The organism is Streptomyces xanthophaeus, assembly GCF_000725805.1.
Taxonomy (GTDB): Bacteria; Actinomycetota; Actinomycetes; order Streptomycetales; family Streptomycetaceae; genus Streptomyces; species Streptomyces xanthophaeus.
On record NZ_JOFT01000040.1, the window covers coordinates 1 to 16,243 of the forward strand.

Consider the following 16,243-nt stretch of genomic DNA (forward strand, 5'->3'; position numbering starts at 1 on the left):
CGGTGAGGGGGCGGGGCGGGGGAGGTGGGTGTGCGCAGCGGGGGTGCGGATTCCCAGGGGCGGGATTCCGGGGCGGGGCTGGACGGGTGCGGGTCGGGCATCGCGGGTCCTCGGGGTGCGGGTCAGTGGAGCCGGCGGGCAGCGGCCGGGACGGCGTCGGCCAGGCGGTCGAGGACCGCCGCGGCCTGCTCGTCCGTCAGGGTCAGCGGGGGCAGCAGGCGGACGACGGCGGCGTGGCGGCCGCCGAGTTCGACGATCAGCCCGCGGTCCAGGCACTCCTGGCGCACAGCCGCCGCCAGGGCGGGAGAGGCGGATCCGGTGTCGGGGTCCACGAGTTCGATGCCGATCATCAGGCCGCGGCCACGGACGTCGCCGATGCAGGGGTGGGCGGAGGCCAGGCCGCGCAGGGCGGCGAGCATCCGTTCGCCCAGCACGGCTGCGCGCTCCGCCAGGCGGTTCTCCCGTACGAAGGCGAGGGTCGCGGTACCGGCTGCCATGGCCAGCTGGTTGCCGCGGAACGTTCCGGCATGGGCTCCGGGAGCCCAGACGTCCAGGCCGGACCGGTACACGATCACCGCCAGCGGCAGGCTGCCGCCGATCGCCTTGGACATGACCATCACGTCGGGCACCACCCCGGCGTGGTCGACCCCCCAGTAGGCTCCGGTCCGCCCGACCCCCGTCTGGACCTCGTCGGCGATCAGCGGGATCCCCCGGGCCTCGGTGATCTCGCGCATCCGCCGCAGCCAGGCGTCCGGGGCCGGGTTGACCCCGCCCTCGCCCTGCACGGGTTCGAGGATCATCCCGGCGGGCAGGGCCACCCCGCTCTTGGGGTCGTCCAGGAGGTTCTCGGTCCAGTGGGCGGCGAGCCGGGCGCCCTCGGCTCCGCCGACTCCGAACGGGCAGTGGTAGTCCCGCGGGTAGGGCAGCCGCGTCACCCGTACGTCCTCGGCGCCGCCCGACGCGTCCAGGGCCCCGGCGGTCATGCCGTGGTAGGCGCCGGTGAAGGCGAGCAGCCCGGGGCGTCCGGTCGCCGTGCGGACCAGTTTGAGCGCGGCCTCCACCGCATCCGTGCCGGCCGGGCCGCAGAACTGGATGCGGGCGTCGGCGGCCAGTGCGGGCGGCAGGTTGGTGAACAGCTCGGTGGTGAAGGCGTCCTTGACGGGGGTGGCGAGGTCGAGGACGTGCAGCGGGGCCCCGGAGTCGAGGACGCCGCGGATGGCTTCGAGCACCACCGGGTGGTTGTGTCCGAGGGCGAGGGTGCCGGCTCCGGAGAGGCAGTCGAGGTAGCGCCGTCCGTCGGCCCCCTCGACCGTCAGCCCGCGGGCGCGCACGGGAACGACGGGAAGGGAGCGGGCGTACGTGCGGGCCGCGGACTCGCGTTGGGACTGCCTGCGCAGGATGCCTTCGGGGGACGGCGCGGCCGGCGGTCCGACGGCCCCGGCGGCCCGGCCGCCCTGGGGCGGAACCTGAGGCCCGGTCAGCGGCGGGATCTGCGCGGCTGCTGCAGCGGCCGCGGCCCGCTCGGTCAAAGCCACGTGTGTCGGTCCTCCCGCACGATTGCTCTTCCGGATTGCGCCTCGAACATGAACGCTGTACTCGAGTCCCCCGTACGTACCAACGACGGTGACGGCGACGGATCACGGGTGGACCCAAGATCCTTGCCCGGCCGGGGCCCCGAGACCGGAACCGAAGCCCCGGCCTGTGTCGTCCTGCGGAGCAGCGGCATAGTGGGGGGCTGCACTCAGCGGGACTCCGACGCACCACCCACTACCGGAACCACCAGGGGGACTGACGACATGCGACCGAACCGACCGGTCACCGCGATCCTGTGCGCGGCCGCGCTCGCGCTGACCGCCGCGGCTTGCGGGCCCGGCGACGGGGAGGCCGGCGGCGACGCCAAGCCGACCGTGGCGGCGAGCCTCCCGTCCGGGGACGGCGGGATCAAGATCCCGGACCAGCTCAAGGAGAAGCTCAAGGAGCACGGCTTCGACCTGGAGAAGTGGAAGGGGGGTGAGTGGAAGAACTGGCAGAAGGACGACTGGCTCCGCGAGGCGGGCGACTACATCAACCCGATCATCGAGGACCTGTGGGACCCGGACCGGATGCGTGACGCCGAGCAGCCGCAGCGCCCGTCCGTCGACCCGGACGCGGGCAAGGACCAGGGCGTCACCGACCCGACCCCGGCGCCGGTGACGGCCAAGCCGGCGAGCCCTCCGTACCACCAGAGCATCCCGGAGTCCGGGAAGGTCTTCTTCGACGGGCCCGAGGGCTCGATGGTCTGCTCGGCGACCGTCGTCAAGGACCCCGCGCACCCCGGCAAGTCCAACATGGTCTGGACGGCGGGCCACTGCGTGCACGCGGGCAAGGCCGGCGGCTGGTACCGCAACATCGCCTTCGTCCCCTCCTACAACAACTCCGGCAAGCCGGCGGCGCAGCTCAAGGGCGCGCCCCGCGAGCAGGTGGCCCCGTACGGCGTGTGGTGGAGCGACTGGGCGCAGACCTCCGACCAGTGGATCTCGACCGGCGGCCCGACGGGCGGCGCGGGTGCCCCGTACGACTTCGCGGTGCTGCACGTGACCCCGGAGAAGGGCAGCGGCAAGTCCCTGGAGGAGACGGTCGGTTCGGCTCTCCCGGTGGAGTTCAACGCTCCGGCCGTGCCCAAGGTCGCGGGCATCACCGCCACCGGCTACCCGGCGGCGGCTCCCTTCGACGGTCAGAAGGCGTACCAGTGCGCGGACCGGCCGGGCCGGCTGTCGCTGGCCGCGGCCGATCCGGTGATGTACCGCATCGGCTGCACCATGACCGGCGGGTCCTCCGGCGGCGGCTGGGTCGCGGCGGGCGCCGACGGCAAGCCGGCCCTGGTGTCGAACACCTCGATCGGCCCGGCCAAGGCCGGCTGGCTGGCCGGACCGCGGCTCGGTCCGGAGGCGAAGGGGATCTTCGACGCCGTGAGCCGCAAGTTCAAGTAGCAGTCCCGCTGCGGCGGTGAACGACCGAGGGCCCCCTGCGGTGCAGGGGGCCCTCGGTTCTTTCGTTCAGCAGCCCTTCGGGCAGCCGGTCAGTGCTTCGCGAGCGCGTACGGAGCCAGGTCCGCCGCGAGCTCCTGGTGGACCCGTGCCTTGAGCAGGGTGCCCTCCGCGGTGTGCTCCTCGGAGATCACCTCGCCCTCGGCGTGGGCCTTGGCCACGAGCGAGCCGCGCGTGTACGGCACCAGGGCCTCCACCTCGACCTCGGGCCGGGGCAGCTCGGAGTCGATGAGCGCGAGGAGCTCCTCGATGCCCATGCCCGTGCGGGCCGAGACGGCGATGGAGTGCCGCTCGATCCGCAGCAGCCGCTGCAGGACGAGCGGATCCGCGGCGTCCGCCTTGTTGATCACCACGATCTCGGGCACGTTCACCGCACCGACCTCGCGGATCACCTCGCGCACCGCCGCCAGCTGCTCCTCCGGCGCCGGGTGCGAGCCGTCCACGATGTGCAGGATGAGGTCGGAGTCGCCGACCTCCTCCATCGTGGAGCGGAACGCCTCGACGAGGTGGTGGGGCAGGTGCCGGACGAAGCCGACCGTGTCGGCCAGGGTGTAGACCCGGCCGCTCGGCGTCTCGGCCCGGCGCACGGTCGGGTCGAGGGTGGCGAACAGTGCGTTCTCCACCAGCACGCCGGCGCCCGTGAGGCGGTTGAGCAGAGAGGACTTCCCGGCGTTGGTGTAGCCGGCGATGGCGACCGAGGGCACCTTGTTGCGGCGCCGTTCCTGCCGCTTGATGTCACGGCCGGTCTTCATGTCCGCGATCTCCCGGCGCATCTTCGCCATCTTCTCGCGAATCCGCCGCCGGTCGGTCTCGATCTTGGTCTCACCGGGGCCTCGGGTGGCCATGCCGCCACCGCCGCCGCCACCCATCTGACGGGACAGCGAGGCACCCCATCCGCGCAGGCGCGGCAGCATGTACTGCATCTGCGCGAGCGCGACCTGCGCCTTGCCCTCTCGGGACTTGGCGTGCTGGGCGAAGATGTCGAGGATGAGGGCGGTCCGGTCGACCACCTTCACCTTGACGACGTCTTCGAGGGCGATGAGCTGGCCGGGGCTGAGCTCGCCGTCGCAGACGACGGTGTCGGCGCCGCTCTCCATGACGATGTCGCGCAGTTCCCGGGCCTTGCCCGAGCCGATGAAGGTGGCCGGGTCGGGCTTGTCACGACGCTGGATCACGCCGTCGAGGACGAGGGCGCCGGCCGTCTCGGCGAGGGCGGCGAGCTCCGCGAGGGAGTTCTCCGCGTCGTTCACCGTGCCGGAGGTCCAGACGCCGACCAGCACGACGCGCTCCAGGCGCAGCTGCCGGTACTCGACCTCGGTGACGTCTTCGAGTTCGGTGGAGAGCCCGGCCACGCGGCGCAGGGCCGCGCGCTCGGAGCGTTCGAACTGCTCGCCGTCGCGGTCTCCGTCGATCTTGTGGCTCCAGGCGACGTCCTCTTCCATCAGGGCATCGGCCCGAAGGCTCTCGGTGAAGCTCTGCGGGTCCGGCACGTCCTGTGCGTCCCGCGCGTCCTGGGAAGGGGAAGAAGAGGAGGTCATTGGATCCTTACGTCGATTCGAATGCGTCCGCGGTGACCGGAGGACCGTGTACAGGAACCCTGCGCACCGCGAGTGACATAACACTGTCACGTCCAACGTGTCACACCGCCGGGGGATTCCCCGAACGGGCCCGTCGATGGTGACATGCCCGTTCCTCGGCCGTCACACCCTTTTCGGGCGCCGCTTCCCGTGCCGGGCGGCCCTGCGCCGCTCAGGCCTTCTTCGGACCGCCCCACTCCGGGTGCCCCGGCATCGCCGGCGTGGTCTTCCCGTACAGCCAGGGGTTCAGGAAGGCCGTCAGGTCCCGGCCCGCCTCCTGCGAGGCCAGGCGTACGAAGTCCTCCGTACCCGCGACGGAGTCCTTGTGCTCCGTCACCCAGCGCCGCTCGATCCGGTCGAAGGCCGCGGCGCCGATCTCCTGGCGCAGCGCGTACAGGATCAGCGCGGACCCGTCGTAGACCACCGGCCGGAACAGCCCGATCTTCTCGCCCGGAGGGGAGGCCTTCGGCGCGGCCGGCGGGCCGCCCGCCGCCCGCCACTGGTCGGAGCGCTGGTACGCCTCGCGCATGCGCCGCTCCAGGGAGTACTTGCCGAGTCCGTCCGCGTACAGGGCCTCGTACCAGGTGGCGTGCCCCTCGTTCAGCCACAGGTCGGACCAGGTACGGGGAGAGACGCTGTCACCGAACCACTGGTGGGCCAGCTCGTGGACCATGACGGCCTCGACGTACCACTGCGGGTAGCTCCCGTCCGAGAACAGGCTGTGCTCGAAGAGCGAGAGGGTCTGGGTCTCCAGCTCGAATCCGGTCGTCGCGCGTGCGATCAGCACCCCGTAGTTCTCGAAGGGGTAGCGGCCGACCCTCTCCTCCATCCACGCGATGTGCCCCGCGGTCTTCTTCAGCCAGGGATCCAGCCGCTGGCGGTCCGCGGCCGGCACCACGTCGCGCAGGGGCAGGCCGTGCGGGCCCGTGCCGTGGACGACGGCGGACCGGCCGATCGAGACCTGGGCCAGCTCGGTGGCCATCGGGTGCAGGGTCCGGTACGTCCAGGACGTCGTGCTGCCCGTCCTGAGCGCGGGCAGCGCGCCCGGCACCCCGTTGGCGACGACCGTGAGCCCGGCCGGGGCGGTGACGCGGAAGGTGAAGAGCGCCTTGTCGGCCGGGTGGTCGTTGCAGGGGAAGACGCGGTGGGCGGCGTCCGCCTGGTTCGCCATGGCCAGGCCGTCCTCGGTGGGTACCCAGCCTCCGTCCCCGGATCCGCGCGGATCGCTGGTGTGGCGGACCGTGATGCGCAGCGGGGCGCCCTCCCCCACGGGTCGCGCGGGGGTCAGCACCAGGTCCTCGCCCGCGCTCTCGAACTGCGCCGGCACCCCGTTGACCTCGGCGGACGCCACCGTTCCGTGGCTGAAGTCCAGATTGATCCGGTCCAGCGCCTGCAGGGTCCGGGCGTTGATCACGGTGACCGCGTCGAGCGGGGTGCGGTTGTCCTTGTACGCGAAGGAGAGGTCGTACGAGAGCACGTCGTACCCGGGGTTGCCCAGTTCAGGGAACAGGCGGTCGCCGATGCCCAGCGCCTGCGGCGGGGGCAGCACGGCGGCGACGAGGGTGAGGGAGGCCGCGGCGAGCAGGGCGGCGCGCAGGCGGGGGGAGGTGAGCTGCATCCACCACCGCTTACCAGTGCCCGTCCCCCGGCCGTGCACGACGCGCGACGGCGCCACCCGAACGGGTCCCTCCGCTGCTGCACCCCCCGGATGCCCCGCCCCTCAGGCCCTGGCACGGCCTAGGCGCGGCTGACGTCGTACACGCCTGGTACGTCGCGCATGGCCCGCATCAGGGCGGGCAGTCCGGCCGCGTCGGGCAGCAGCAGGGTGTAGGAGTGCCGGACCCGCTGCTCGACCGGCGGTTCCACGGTCGCGGAGACGACCTCGACGCCCTCGCGGGCGATGGCTTCCGTGAGATCGGCCAGCAGATGCGGGCGGCCGAACGATTCGGCGAGCAGCGTGACCCGGCAGTCGGCGGTCGCCCGCCAGTGCACGGCGACGGAGGTCCGCCCCACCGCCCGCATCTGGGCCACCGCCGCGCAGTGGATGCGGTGCACGGTGACGGCCCCGCCCCGTACGAGGAATCCGGCGACCGCGTCGGGCGGTACCGGCGTGCAGCAGCCGGCCAGCCGTACGGTGGCGTCGGGCAGATCGGCGACCGCGTTGCCGCCGCCGCCGCGGGCCCCGATCACGGACAGCGGTGCCCGTGCGGCCGAGGTGGTGGCCAGGGCCCGGTCGGGATGGGCCTCCAGCCAGCTGCTGATGGCGAACCGGGCGGCAGGGGTCCGCGCGTGGTCCAGCCATTCGGCGGCCGGCCCGGAGGAGGCGTCCTGCGCGAGCAGCAGCTGCACGGTGTCGCCGTCGGACAGCCGGGAGGCCAGGGAGGTGAGGCGCCCGTTGACCCGGGCGCCGATACAGCCGTGGGCGGCCTCGCCGTGCTGCGCGTAGGCCGCGTCGATGCAGCTGGCCCCGGCCGGCAGGCCCAGCGTCCCGCCGTCCGCCCGGAACACGGTGATCTCCCGGTCCTGTGCCAGCTCCGCGCGCAGCACGCTCCAGAAGGTGTCGGGGTCGGGCGCGGACTGCTGCCAGTCGAGCAGCCGGGAGAGCCAGCCGGGCCGGGTCGGGTCGACGCGCTCCTCGTCGGGGTCGGCCGCCGTTTCGGAGGCCCCGGTGGCGTACGGACTGCCGAGCGCGACCACGCCCGCCTCGGCGACGCGGTGCATCTGCCGGGTCCGCACGATGACCTCGGCGACGTACCCCTCGGGCACGGCGACGGCGGTGTGCAGGGATTGGTAGAGGTTGAACTTCGGGACGGCGATGAAGTCCTTGAACTCCGAGACCACCGGGGTGAAGCAGGTGTGCAGCTCGCCCAGGACCGCGTAGCAGTCGGCGTTCTCGGCGACCAGGACAAGGATGCGGCCGAAGTCGGAGCCGCGCAGTTCGCCGCGCCCCAGGGCGATCCGGTGGACGGAGACGAAGTGCCGGGGCCGGACCTGCACTTCGGCGGCGATGCCCGCGTCGCGCAGGACGGCCCGTACGGAGTCGGCGATGCCGGGCAGCGGATCGCTCTCCCCCGCGTGGGCGGCGATGAGCGCGCGGGTGCGCTCGTACTCCTCCGGGTGCAGGATCGCGAAGACGAGGTCTTCCAGCTCGGTCTTGAGGGCCTGTACGCCGAGCCGTTCGGCCAGCGGGATGAGGACGTCGCGGGTGACCTTGGCGATGCGGGCCTGTTTCTCGGGCCGCATCACGCCGAGGGTGCGCATGTTGTGCAGCCGGTCGGCGAGTTTGATGGACATCACGCGGACGTCGTTGCCGGTGGCGACGAGCATCTTGCGGAAGGTCTCGGGCTCGGCGGCGGCGCCGTAGTCGATCTTCTCCACCTTGGTGACGCCGTCGACGATGAAGCAGACCTCGTCGCCGAACTCCTCGCGGACCTGATCGAGGGTCACCTCGGTGTCCTCGACGGTGTCGTGGAGCAGCGAGGCCGTCAAGGTGACCGTTTCGGCGCCGAGTTCGGCCAGGATCAGGGTGACGGCGAGCGGATGTGTGATGTACGGCTCACCGCTTTTGCGCATCTGTCCGCGGTGGGAGGTCTCCGCGAGGAGGTACGCGCGCCGCAGGACGGACAGGTCGGCGTCCGGATGGTGGGCCCGGTGCGCCTCGGCGACATGGCCGATCGCGTCCGGGAGGCGGTCCCGGGACGTGGGCCCGAGCAGGGCCGCGCGCCCGAGCCGGCGCAGATCGAGCCTGGTCCGGCCCCGTCTGCGGCTCTCAGGGCGCGCTTCGGGGTGTGCTTCGGGGTTCGTGGCCTCTGCACTCATGGGCACCTCCGGCGGCTTCGACCGGCGGTGGCGGGCATGGGGTGAGCCCTCAGGGCCGGTGCCTGATGTTACCGACCCCACCACGTGGCGCAGTCCACCTCTCGCTCAGCGTGAAACGGATCACCCATTAGAGGGAAGCTTCAGCCGAAAGCCGTTTCGGTGAGCCAGTCCGCATCGAAGTCGCCGCGGGCCACGATGACGGCCGGTCCGGTCATCTCGATCTGCCCGTCGGGGCGCTCGGTGATGACCAGGGTGCCGCCGGGGAGGTCGACGGTGTAGGTGACGGGTTCGCCGGTGACGGCCGGGTCCGCGCCGTCGCGGCGGATGGCGGCCACGGCGACGGCGCAGGCGCCGGTGCCGCAGGAGCGGGTCTCGCCGGAGCCGCGCTCGTGGACGCGCATGGCGACGTGCCGGGGGCCGCGGTCGACGACGAACTCGACGTTGACTCCGGTCGGGTACGCGGAAGCCGGGCTGAAGGGCGGGGCGGTGAACAGGTTCCCCGCGTCGTCGAGGCTCTCGACGAAGGCGACGGCGTGCGGGTTGCCCATGTTCACGTTGCGCGCGGGCCAGCTGCGGGCCCCCACGGAGACGGTGACCTCGCCCGCGGGGAGCTCGGCGCGGCCCATGGAGACGGTGACGTTGCCGCTCTTGTCGAGGTGGACCCGCTTGACGCCGCCCCGGGTGGCGACGGCGAGGTCGCCGGGCTCGACGTGGCCCGCGTACTGGAGGTAGCGGGCGAAGACGCGCACGCCGTTGCCGCACATCTCGGCGACGGAGCCGTCGCTGTTGCGGTAGTCCATGAACCACTCGGCCTCGTCGGCCAGGTGGGCCGCCTCGGGGTGGGCGGCGGACCGGACCACGTGCAGGACCCCGTCCGCGCCGATCCCGGCGCGCCGGTCGCACAGCTTGGCGACGGCCGACGGGGGCAGCTCGACGGTGTTGTCCGGGTCCGGGACGATCACGAAGTCGTTCTCGGTGCCGTGGCCCTTGAGGAAGGAGAGGGTGCTCTGCGTCACCCGCCCATCGTACCGAGCCCCAGCTCAGCGGCGTCGCGGTGTCCGAGGCGCGGTCAGCGCAGCCGGGCGACCCGGTAGACGGCGAGGGCTACGACGGCCAGCGCGGCCACCGCGTACAGCGCGGCCATCCGCCAGTCGGGGCGCAGTCCGCTGCCGCGGGCCGGGAGCCCGGGCCAGGTGTGGCCCACGCGGCGGGCGGCCATCATGCCCCAGCCGCCCGCGCAGCAGCTGATGAGGAAGCCGAGCATGGCGACCACGGCTCCGCCGTCGCCGAACTCGAAGGCGAGGGGGAAGGCGAACATCAGGGAGCCGGAGGCGGCGAGCATCACGATGGGGGCGATCTGCCACAGGCGCAGGCGGCGCTGCGGACGCAGTTCCACCTCGAATTCCGGACCTGAGGCGGCCGCGGCCTCGGCGGGGTCCGGTGCGTCCGGTCCGTCGGGGGTCAGGCGGGCGGGGTCCGCGGGCAGCCCGAGCCCGTCGGCCGCGCCGAGCACCTCGGCTCCGGCGGGCGTGCCGGAACCACCGGCGCCGCCCGGACCGTCGTGAAGCGTCGGGTCCGTTTGCCGCCGGGTGTCGTCCTGCCCGGTGTCGCGAGGGCCGGCCTCCATCGCCACGCGCCCTCCCCACTCGGACTTAGAACGCCGCATTCCTACTGCCGGTGACCGCACCGGCCGGAGTTTGATGATGGCACGGTCGCGGACCCCGGACGGGCGCCCGGAGCTTCCCGATGCCATCACGTGATCAGGCTGTGACCGGTCGTTCGACCAACGACTGCGCGAGCCCGGGGAGTTCCCTCCGGTCGGCGGCCGCCCCGCTGAGCCAGTGGACCCGCGGGTCGCGGCGGAACCAGGAGTCCTGGCGGCGGGCGAACCGCTTGGTCGCGCGGACCGTCTCGGCCCGGGCCTCGTCCTCGGTGCACTGTCCGGCGAGGGCGGCCAGCACCTGCTGGTACCCCAGCGCCCTGGAGGCGGTGACTCCGTCGCGCAGTCCCCGGGCCTCCAGCGCGCGGACCTCGTCGACCAGCCCTTCGTCCCACATCCGGTCCACGCGCAGCGCGATCCGCTCGTCGAGCTCGGGGCGGGCCACGTCGACGCCGATCTGCACGGTGTCGTAGACGGACTCGTGGCCGGGCAGGTTGGCGGTGAAGGGGCGGCCTGTGATCTCGATGACCTCCAGCGCGCGGACGATGCGCCGGCCGTTGCTGGGCAGGATCGCCTGGGCCGCGGCCGGGTCGGCGGCGGCGAGGCGGGCGTGCAGGGCGCCGGGGCCGCGGAGCGTGACCTCCTCCTCCAGCCGCGCCCGGACCTCGGGGTCGGTGCCGGGGAACTCCATGGCGTCCAGGGCGCCGCGCACGTAGAGCCCGGACCCGCCGACGAGGACGGGGGTGCGGCCCTGCGCGAGCAGGGCGTCGATCTCGGCGCGGGCCAGGCGCTGGTACTCGGCGACGCTCGCGGTCTCGGTCACGTCCCAGATGTCGAGGAGGTGGTGCGGGACGCCGCCCCGCTCCCCCGCCGTCAGCTTGGCGGTGCCGATGTCCATCCCCCGGTACAGCTGCATGGAGTCGGCGTTGACGACTTCACCGCCGAAATGACGGGCCAGGGCGACGCCCAGATCGGACTTTCCGGCTGCCGTGGGACCGACGACGGCGATGACCCGCGGGGCGGGAGCTGCTTTCCTCACCGACCCAGTCTCTCAGCCCCCGGTCAAGACACGGGCACGTACCCGATCGGGTTACGTGACGGGTCCCGGTCGAGGTCGTTGCCCTGGCGGGGTTCCGCCGGGCGCACGCCCGGCGGGGACCCGGCGGAGGCCGGTCCGGCCAAGGCGGAACTTCACTCACACGAGTAGCGTTATGGGAGTAGACATGGGCGTTTTTGATCGGTTTTTTCGTCGTAAGGACGAGGTTGCGACCGAGGAGGTCGCCGCCGAGGACCTGACGGCGGAGTCCGCAGCGGCCGAAGCGGCCGAGGCCGAGCCGGTTGCCGCGGAAGCTGCCCCGGTGGAAGCCGTGGAGATCCCGAAGCAGCAGTCGGCCGAGGTGGCGGCGGACAGCGAGACCGGCGAGGGCGCCCGTACGTAGCTACCCGCCAAGGGAAGGTGGCCCATGGGCCTGCTGGACAATCTGAAGGCCAAGCTCGCTCCGGCGAAGGGCAAGGTCGGTGACCTCGCCCAGCAGCACGAGGGCAGGATCGGCGAGGGTCTGGACAAGGTCGCCAAGGCCGTGGATTCCAAGACCAAGGGCAAGTACAGCGGCCAGATCACGAGCGGAACGGGCAAGGCGAAGGACGCCCTGGGGAAGATCGCGCACAAGGACACTCCCGGCGGGCCGACGCCGCCGGCGGCTCCCTGACGCGGTACCGGAAGGGGCGCGGGACCAGGTGGTCCCGCGCCCCTTCCGCGTGCCCGGGCGGGGTCCTGAGAGGCCCGGCCCCGCCCTCAGGACCAGGCGGCGACGAAGTAGCCCACGCCGTACGGTGCGTCCTCGTAGAGCAGCCGGCCGTCCAGCCCGGCGCCCTCGGCCGCCCCGGCCAGCACCTGCCAGGGCGCCCGGCCGGCGGCCTGGAGCTCCGCGGCGAGCCCGGCGTCCAGCCCGGCGAGCGCGGCCGTGTCGGCCGCGCCCAGGGCGCGGGCGGCGCCCGCGTCGAAGGCGGCGGCGCGTTCGTCGAGGTAGCCGGGGGCCTTCAGCGTCCGGCAGGCACTGCCGTCGCCCATCACGAGCAGCGCCACGCGCCCGTCGCGCCCGGCGAGCTCGCGCCCGGCCGCCAGACAGCGGGGGGTGTCCAGCGACTCCCCCACGCCGAGCCCCTCGACGGGGGCGGCGCCCCAGCTTGCGTGCCGCAGCAGCCAGGCGCCGACCGCCAGCGGGGCGGGCAGCAGGCGCGGGCCCTCCTCGCCGTCCCCGAGCTGGACGTCGGCATCGACACCGAAGCCGCGGAAGGTGCCGCGGGCACCCGGCGGGTAGGCCCCCTCGTGCTCCGGGCCGGCGGAGCCGACGACCACGAGCAGGTCGGGCCGGGAGGCGGCGAGCACTGCGAGCGCGTCGGAGCACGCGGTGCGGGCGTCGCCGAGTTCGGCGGCGGCCCCCGCGGCGACCTCCGGCACGAGCAGCGGCGGGGCGGGACAGACTGCGGCGGCTACGAGCATGATCCGCAGCCTAGCCGCCCCCGGTGGACGGCGGTCAGTCGATCGCGCAGCCGGAGGTGACGGCCGGCAGGGGCGCCGGGACGCCCAGGGTCGGGATGCCCAGCATGACGCCCGCGGGTCCGGCCGGGGCGGCGTTGCGCTTCTCCCAGGCGTCTCCGGCCCGGGTGCGGCGCACGGACAGGGTCGGGCCCTCGGCCAGCAGGTGGTGGGGGGCCGCGTAGGTGATGTCCACCGTGACCACGTCGCCCGGGCGCACCTCCGCCTCCGGCTTGGTGAAGTGCACCAGGCGGTTGTCGGGGGCGCGGCCGGAGAGGCGGTGCGTGGCGCCGTCCTTGCGGCCCTCGCCCTCGGCGACCATGACCTCCAGGGTGCGGCCGACCTGCTTCTTGTTCTCCTCCCAGGAGATCTCCTCCTGGAGGGCGACCAGGCGCATGTAGCGGTCCTGCACGACCTCCTTGGGGATCTGCCCGTCCATGTCCGCGGCGGGGGTGCCGGGGCGCTTGGAGTACTGGAAGGTGAAGGCGTTCGCGAAGCGGGCCTCGCGGACGGTGTGCATCGTCTGCTGGAAGTCCTCCTCCGTCTCACCGGGGAAGCCCACGATGATGTCGGTGGAGATCGCCGCGTGCGGGATCGCGGCGCGGACCTTCTCGATGATGCCGAGGAAGCGCTCCTGGCGGTACGAGCGGCGCATCGCCTTCAGGATCGGGTCCGAGCCCGACTGGAGCGGCATGTGCAGCTGCGGCATCACGTTCGGGGTCTCGGCCATGGCCGCGATCACGTCGTCGGTGAAGTCGCGCGGGTGCGGGGAGGTGAAGCGGACCCGCTCCAGGCCCTCGATCTGGCCGCAGGCGCGCAGCAGCTTGCTGAAGGCCTCGCGGTCGCCGAGGTCGGAGCCGTAGGCGTTCACGTTCTGGCCGAGCAGGGTGATCTCCGAGACGCCCTCGGCGACCAGCGCCTCCACCTCGGCGAGGATGTCGCCGGGACGGCGGTCCTCCTCCTTGCCGCGCAGCGCGGGCACGATGCAGAAGGTGCAGGTGTTGTTGCAGCCGACGGAGATCGAGACCCAGGCGGCGTACGCGGACTCGCGGCGGGTCGGGAGCGTGGAGGGGAAGGCCTCCAGCGACTCGGCGATCTCGACCTGCGCCTCTTCCTGGATCCGGGCGCGCTCCAGCAGCACGGGGAGCTTGCCGATGTTGTGCGTGCCGAAGACGACGTCGACCCAGGGGGCCCGCTTGACGATCGTGTCGCGGTCCTTCTGGGCGAGGCAGCCGCCGACGGCGATCTGCATGCCGGGACGCTTGGTCTTCATCGGGGCGAGGCGGCCGAGGTTGCCGTACAGCTTGTTGTCGGCGTTCTCACGGACGGCGCAGGTGTTGAAGACCACGACGTCGGCGTCCCCGTCGGAGCCCTCGGGCGCGCGGACGTAGCCCGCGTCCTCCAGCAGACCGGAGAGTCGCTCGGAGTCGTGCACGTTCATCTGGCACCCGTAGGTGCGCACCTCGTAAGTTCCCTTAAGGTCCACTGCAAGGCTCCGGTCGCTGCTGCTGGTCATGCAACAAGGGTAGGTGCTGCCGTGGCGGCCTCCGGTCCCCCGGCCCGTGACAGGAGTGCGGCCGGGTGGCAGGATCGCGGACATGCCTCTCGTACCGCCCCGGATCAGCAGGCGCCGCGCCCTGCAGGGGATCGTGGCGGCGCTGACGGTCCTGGCTGCCCTGGTGTGGTGGCTGCGGCCCTTCGGGGAGCCGGAGCTCACGGGTGAGCTGACCTTCAGTACGGGCGTGCGGACCGGGGTGTACCACCGGTACGGGCAGCTGCTGGAGGAGGAGCTGGGGCAGAACATGCCCGGGGTCTCGGTCCGGCTGGAGACCAGCGAGGGCTCGCAGCAGAACCTCCAGCGGGTGGCCGCAGGTGAGGCCGACTTCACGGTGGCGACGGCCGACGCGGTCGCCAAGTACCGGCTCGACGGGAAGCCCGGGGCCCAGCAGCTGCGCGGTCTCGCGCGGCTCTACGACGACTACGTGCAGCTGGTGGTGCCCGCCGGGTCCCCGGTGCAGTCGGCCCGCGACCTGCGGGGCAAGCGGGTCGCCGTCGGCCAGCCGGGGTCCGGGGTGCGGCTCATCTCGGAGCGGCTGCTGACGGCGGCGAAGCTGGACCCGGCGAAGGACCTCACCGCGGTGTCCATAGGGATCGACACCATGCCGGCCGAGCTGGAGGCCGGGCGGATCGACGCGTTCTTCTGGTCCGGCGGCCTGCCGACCAATGCGGTCCGCGAGCTGTCGGAGCGGTTCGACATCCGGCTGGTGCAGCTCGGGGACCTGGTGGAGCAGCTCCAGGACAGCGGGAGCCCGGCACGGTACTACCGGGCCGCGGTGATGCCCCAGGACGCGTACGCGCTGGCGCGCAACACGAGCGCGGTGGCGACGGTGGCCGTTCCGAACCTGCTGGTGACCACGGAGGGCACCGACCCCGAGCTCACGGAGCAGTTCACCCGGACCGTGCTCCTCAGCCGCGACCGCATCGGGCACCAGGTGCACGCGGCGCAGCTGGTGGACCTGCGGACGGCCATCTACACGGACCCGCTTGACCTGCACGAGGGCGCGGGCCGGTACTACCGCTCGGTCAAGCCCTGACGGGCGCTTCCCGCCCGCCGCACCGGCTTCAGGACGGCAGCAGCATCAGCGCCGCCGCGGCCGCACCGATCAGTCCGGCGTGGGTGCCCAGGGCCGCCGGGACCACCTGGAGGTCCCGGACGAAGGAGAGCGTCGCGTAGGACGCGAGGTGGCTGCGGATCGGCGCGAAGAGGGTGTCGCCCGAGGCGGCGACGCCGCCGCCGATGACCGCGATGTCCGTCTCGACGAGGGTCGCCGTCGCCGCGATGGCGGCGGCCAGGGCGCGGCCCGCCCGGTCGAAGGCGGCCAGGGCGACCGGGTCCCCGGCCGCGGCCGCGGCGGCCACGCCCGCCGCCGTGGCGTCGTCGGCCGGGATCCAGCCCTGGGCCAGGGCCCAGGCCGCGATGGCGGTGCCCGAGGCGATGGACTCGACGCAGCCGTGGCCGCCGCAGACGCAGGGGTCGCCGTCGAAGGCCACGCTCATGTGACCGATGTGGCCCGCGTTGCCGGTGGGGCCGGGGTGGAGCTGGTTGTTCAGGACGAGGCCGCCGCCCACACCGGTGGAGACGACCATGCAGAGCGCGTTCGCGTGGCCCCGGGCGGCGCCGAGCCAGTGCTCGGCGGCGGTCATCGCCACCCCGTCCCCGGCCAGTACGGCGGGGACGTCGGCGCCGTGGGCCGCCAGCTGCTCCGAGACGCGGGCCAGGAGCGGGAACTCCCGCCAGGCCCCGATGTTGACGGGGCTCACGGTGCCCCGGGAGGCGTCCACCGGCCCCGCGCTGCCGATCCCGCAGCGGACCGCCGAGGACCACAGGGGCGAGCCGGACAGGTCCGCGACGACCTCGGTCACCGCCGCCATGACCGCCTCCGCGTCCCCGCCGCGGGGGGTCGGGGTGCGGGTGGTGGCCGTCATCGTCCCGTCGGGGTGCACCAGCGCCCCGGCGATCTTCGTACCGCCGATGTCGATCGCCACCGTGGGGCCGGTGGCCGAGGCCGCGGCACGCGGTGCGGGGAAGGGGGCGGTGGGGGTGATCACGGTGGCGGCTCCA

The 16,243-nt window shown here is 73.2% G+C and carries 14 protein-coding genes; 4 read left to right on the forward strand and 10 right to left on the reverse strand.

The genetic code is table 11. From position 1 onward, the window contains the following. Window positions 1-122 precede the first annotated feature (122 nt). Window positions 123-1,400, reverse strand: coding sequence for a diaminobutyrate--2-oxoglutarate transaminase family protein (locus tag IO30_RS0124020; RefSeq protein ID WP_051902545.1), 1,278 nt, complete (start codon window positions 1,398-1,400; stop codon window positions 123-125). A 396-nt stretch (window positions 1,401-1,796) separates the two neighbouring features. Here IO30_RS0124020 and IO30_RS0124025 point away from each other — a divergent pair, with 396 nt between their 5' ends. Further along, complete coding sequence (locus IO30_RS0124025; RefSeq protein ID WP_031146045.1) at window positions 1,797-2,969, forward strand: trypsin-like serine peptidase; 1,173 nt, start codon at window positions 1,797-1,799, stop codon at window positions 2,967-2,969. Between the two features lie 89 nt (window positions 2,970-3,058). On the opposite strand, the gene hflX is transcribed toward IO30_RS0124025, so the two are convergent. From hflX to miaA, 6 genes are all read right to left on the reverse strand, one after another. Continuing rightward, window positions 3,059-4,564: a GTPase HflX gene (gene hflX / locus IO30_RS0124030; RefSeq protein WP_031146047.1), complete on the reverse strand. Its 1,506-nt coding sequence runs from the start codon at window positions 4,562-4,564 to the stop codon at window positions 3,059-3,061. Window positions 4,565-4,775: 211 nt separating this feature from the next. After that, window positions 4,776-6,221 (reverse strand): M1 family metallopeptidase, encoded by a 1,446-nt coding sequence (locus IO30_RS0124035; RefSeq protein ID WP_031146048.1) that lies wholly within the window; start codon window positions 6,219-6,221, stop codon window positions 4,776-4,778. Window positions 6,222-6,340: 119 nt separating this feature from the next. After that, window positions 6,341-8,422 carry a RelA/SpoT family protein gene (locus IO30_RS0124040; protein ID WP_031146050.1) on the reverse strand — a complete coding sequence of 694 codons (2,082 nt, stop codon included), beginning with the start codon at window positions 8,420-8,422 and terminating at the stop codon, window positions 6,341-6,343. A 140-nt stretch (window positions 8,423-8,562) separates the two neighbouring features. Then, window positions 8,563-9,438 carry a diaminopimelate epimerase gene (gene dapF / locus IO30_RS0124045; protein WP_031146052.1) on the reverse strand — a complete coding sequence of 292 codons (876 nt, stop codon included), beginning with the start codon at window positions 9,436-9,438 and terminating at the stop codon, window positions 8,563-8,565. A 53-nt stretch (window positions 9,439-9,491) separates the two neighbouring features. Next, window positions 9,492-10,049: a hypothetical protein gene (locus tag IO30_RS0124050; RefSeq protein ID WP_031146054.1), complete on the reverse strand. Its 558-nt coding sequence runs from the start codon at window positions 10,047-10,049 to the stop codon at window positions 9,492-9,494. A 133-nt stretch (window positions 10,050-10,182) separates the two neighbouring features. Further along, the gene (miaA, locus tag IO30_RS0124055) at window positions 10,183-11,121 is read right to left on the reverse strand and encodes a tRNA (adenosine(37)-N6)-dimethylallyltransferase MiaA (RefSeq protein WP_031146056.1); all 939 of its coding nucleotides are present in this window, start codon (window positions 11,119-11,121) and stop codon (window positions 10,183-10,185) included. Between the two features lie 184 nt (window positions 11,122-11,305). On the opposite strand from miaA, the gene IO30_RS0124060 reads away from it, so the two are divergent. Together IO30_RS0124060 and IO30_RS0124065 are read left to right on the forward strand one after the other, a co-directional pair. Continuing rightward, window positions 11,306-11,521, forward strand: a complete 216-nt coding sequence (locus IO30_RS0124060) for a hypothetical protein (protein ID WP_031146058.1) — start codon at window positions 11,306-11,308, stop codon at window positions 11,519-11,521. A 24-nt stretch (window positions 11,522-11,545) separates the two neighbouring features. Further along, window positions 11,546-11,791 carry an antitoxin gene (locus tag IO30_RS0124065; protein WP_031146060.1) on the forward strand — a complete coding sequence of 82 codons (246 nt, stop codon included), beginning with the start codon at window positions 11,546-11,548 and terminating at the stop codon, window positions 11,789-11,791. An 86-nt stretch (window positions 11,792-11,877) separates the two neighbouring features. Here the strand turns inward: IO30_RS0124065 and IO30_RS0124070 are convergent, their stop codons facing one another. Together IO30_RS0124070 and miaB are read right to left on the reverse strand one after the other, a co-directional pair. Continuing rightward, window positions 11,878-12,585, reverse strand: coding sequence for a class III extradiol dioxygenase subunit B-like domain-containing protein (locus tag IO30_RS0124070; protein ID WP_031146062.1), 708 nt, complete (start codon window positions 12,583-12,585; stop codon window positions 11,878-11,880). 34 nt (window positions 12,586-12,619) lie between these two features. Then, the gene (gene miaB / locus IO30_RS0124075; RefSeq protein ID WP_031146063.1) at window positions 12,620-14,137 is read right to left on the reverse strand and encodes a tRNA (N6-isopentenyl adenosine(37)-C2)-methylthiotransferase MiaB; all 1,518 of its coding nucleotides are present in this window, start codon (window positions 14,135-14,137) and stop codon (window positions 12,620-12,622) included. 82 nt (window positions 14,138-14,219) lie between these two features. On the opposite strand from miaB, the gene IO30_RS0124080 reads away from it, so the two are divergent. After that, the gene (locus tag IO30_RS0124080; RefSeq protein ID WP_031146065.1) at window positions 14,220-15,215 is read left to right on the forward strand and encodes a TAXI family TRAP transporter solute-binding subunit; all 996 of its coding nucleotides are present in this window, start codon (window positions 14,220-14,222) and stop codon (window positions 15,213-15,215) included. Window positions 15,216-15,243: 28 nt separating this feature from the next. On the opposite strand, the gene IO30_RS0124085 is transcribed toward IO30_RS0124080, so the two are convergent. Beyond that, a complete protein-coding gene (locus tag IO30_RS0124085; RefSeq protein ID WP_373316463.1) occupies window positions 15,244-16,230 on the reverse strand; it encodes an ROK family protein in 987 nt (328 codons plus the stop codon). Between the last annotated feature and the right edge of the window lie 13 nt (window positions 16,231-16,243).